Here is a 2,658-nt window from a genome sequence, read left to right as displayed (position 1 = left end):
GGCCAGGATGCGGAAGTAAAGTTCCTGGTCGTTGGCGTGCAGCGCGTCGCGCATCGCCATCTCGGCCTCGGTAGCCGGCTCCCAGTCGGTCACGGCCACCTCTCCTCCCGCGAACAGGCCATAGGCATCGCGTACAACCTACAAGGTACGAACAAGATCACAATGGGCTGGCCGGAGGCGGTCCGCGAGGCGATAACATCGCGTTCCGGAGTCGACACGATACGGAGGCGGTCGATGCACCGGCCCAGCGCGCGACCGACCCTCGCCGGTCTGGCGGCGGTCCTGCTGACCGGCCTGCCGGCGCTCGCCGTGTCGTCGGGCACCTCCGCCCGGGCCGCCGCGCCGGCCTGCTCGGCTCCGCTCGCCCCGGCCCGTGCGGTCACCGCCGTGCCGTGGGCCCAGCGCCGGTACGCGCCGGAACGGCTGGCGCCGCTGGCCACCGGCGCGGGGGTGACCGTCGCGGTGATCGACTCGGGGGTGGACCGGCGGCACCCGCAGCTGCGGGGCCGGGTGCTGGACGGCGCGGACTTCCTCGACCCGGGCGGCGACGGCACCCGCGACTGCGCCGGTCACGGCACCGGGGTGGCCAGCATCGTCGCGGCCGGGTCCACCGACGGCGTCGCCTTCCACGGGCTGGCGCCCCGGGCCCGCATCCTGCCGGTGCGGGTGAGCGAGCAGCAGGTGGTGGAGGGCCGGGAGTCGGGGCGCACGGTCAGCGCGGCGGACTTCGCCCGGGCCATCCGGTGGGCGGTGGACCACGACGCCGACGTGCTGAACCTCTCCGTCGTGCTGTACGCGGACAATCCCGCCGTCCGGGAGGCGGTGGCGTACGCGGTGCGCCGGGACGTGGTGGTGGTGGCCGCCGCGGGCAACCTGCACGACAGCGGTGACCCCCGCCCGTACCCGGCGTCGTACGAGGGGGTGCTGGGGGTGGGTGCCATCGCCGCGGACGGCACCCGCGCCGCCTTCTCCCAGACGGGCTCCTACGTCGACCTGATGGCGCCCGGCAGCGACGTGCTGATGGCCGCGCCGGAGCAGGGGCACCACCGGGCGGAGGGCACCAGCTACGCGGCGCCCTTCGTGGCCGCCACCGCGGCGCTGGTCCGGCAGTATCGACCCGACCTGACGGCGGCGCAGGTAACGCGGCGGATCGTCGGCAGCACCGACCCGGCGCCGGGTGACGGCCGGGGCGGGTACGGCGCGGGCGTGCTGAACCCGTACCGGGCGGTCACCGAGACCGGGGCAATCTCGTCGGCGGGCGTACGCGCGGCGGCCGCCCTGCCGGCGGACCGGCCCGACCCGGCGCTGCTGGCCCAGCGGGCGCGGCGTGCGGCGGCGCGGGACCGGGCCCTGCTGGTCGCCGGGGTCACCGCTACGGCGGTCGCGGTGGCGGTGCTGCTCGCCCTGGTGCTGCCGCGGGGCACCCGGCGGGGCTGGCGCCCGGCCGGACCGGCCTGAGCCTTCACCGGCCCGGCTCGGCCTGACGCGGCCGGCCTGACGCGACCCAGGGCTGGCACGGCGACGGCGGCGCCCACTTCGATGGTCGGCGCCGCCGCGCGGCCGGGCTCACTGGAACAGGCCGACGTTCCTCTTCTCCGTGTCGAGGTAGTCGGTGGCGGAGTCGTTCACCGCGAGCTTGATGTCGCGCAGCATGGCCTGGAGGTCCTGCGAGGCGGACCGCCACCGCGCCTGCCGCTGCTCGTACGCCTGCTGCGCCTCGCCGGTCCAGCTCGCCACGAGCGGGGCGGCGTCCCGCTCCAACTGGCCGAGCTGCGAGTCGAGCGTGTTCAACGCCTTCTGGATGTCCGCGCCGGCCTGCTGCAGCGCGGCGAAGTTGACGACCAGGACACCGTGATCCATCGGGTGCTCCTCCCCCTACGTGTGGTTAGAGCGGCAACTGGATGCCGCGGTTGGTGCCGGAGATCCGGCCGGCCGCCTCGTCGTCGGACACGTCGTACTGCCGACCGGCGGTGCGGATCGCCGAGGCGGTCTCCCGCAGGGCCCGCTGCAGGGCCGCCTGGTCCTGCGACCACTGCTGCTTGACCTGCTCGAACGAGCGGCCACCGGCACCGCGCCAGGCCTGCTGCAACACCTCCAGCTCGGCCATCAGGCCGCTGAGCATGCTCTGCAGCGACTGGTCCACCTGCTCGAACTTCGCGGCGGTCTGCTGCATCACCGCGGCTTCTGCCTGGGTCTGCGCCACCCGGACGTCACCTCGTCTCTCGGTCGTGGCTGCCGTCGGACGATCCATGGACGCCTCTGGGCGGGGGCGCACGGCGGTACGGTCAGCCGAACTCGTCGCTGACGGTAGCGGCCCGATCGCGGTTGTGCTACCCCCTCGGGTTCCCCTGTGGACAACGGGCGCCGGGGCGGACCCTTACCATGGGTCACGTCGCGGTCGCGGTACGGTGCGCGCCGGAGGTCCGCCGGTCCGCGGTGCGGCCCGGCACGTCGAGCGGAGGAGACGCGGTGACGGCGAGCACGACGGCGCGGCCGGCCTCCCGCCAGCCCCTTCCGCCACAGTGGAGCGCAGTCGCCGCGCGCCGGTCGACCGCCGTCCGCGCCGGTCAGATCGTCGCCGCGCAGGTCGCGGTGGCACTGCCGGTGGCGGCCCTCGGCCGGGGCGTGGTGGCGACCGCGCTCGCCCTGTTCGCCGCC

Annotated in this window: 3 protein-coding genes and 1 pseudogene; 2 read left to right on the top strand and 2 right to left on the bottom strand. The window is 75.3% G+C overall.

Translation table 11 applies throughout. The features are described from left to right. Positions 1–234 precede the first annotated feature (234 nt). Positions 235–1,458: a type VII secretion-associated serine protease mycosin gene (gene mycP / locus ACSNN7_RS28750; RefSeq protein WP_436684186.1), complete on the top strand. Its 1,224-nt coding sequence runs from the start codon at positions 235–237 to the stop codon at positions 1,456–1,458. Positions 1,459–1,566: 108 nt separating this feature from the next. Here the strand turns inward: mycP and ACSNN7_RS28745 are convergent, their stop codons facing one another. Both ACSNN7_RS28745 and ACSNN7_RS28740 read right to left on the bottom strand, forming a co-directional pair. Further along, a complete protein-coding gene (locus tag ACSNN7_RS28745) occupies positions 1,567–1,860 on the bottom strand; it encodes a WXG100 family type VII secretion target (protein ID WP_436684185.1) in 294 nt (97 codons plus the stop codon). A 25-nt stretch (positions 1,861–1,885) separates the two neighbouring features. After that, positions 1,886–2,203, bottom strand: coding sequence for a WXG100 family type VII secretion target (locus tag ACSNN7_RS28740; RefSeq protein WP_436684184.1), 318 nt, complete (start codon positions 2,201–2,203; stop codon positions 1,886–1,888). Between the two features lie 266 nt (positions 2,204–2,469). On the opposite strand from ACSNN7_RS28740, the pseudogene ACSNN7_RS28735 reads away from it, so the two are divergent. Next, positions 2,470–2,658 (top strand): annotated as a pseudogene (locus ACSNN7_RS28735) (type VII secretion protein EccE); the annotation flags it as partial.

Origin of the sequence: Micromonospora sp. URMC 105, from assembly GCF_051386295.1 — a bacterium.
GTDB lineage: Bacteria > Actinomycetota > Actinomycetes > Mycobacteriales > Micromonosporaceae > Micromonospora.
This window is presented reverse-complemented; position numbering and strand designations above follow the sequence as displayed.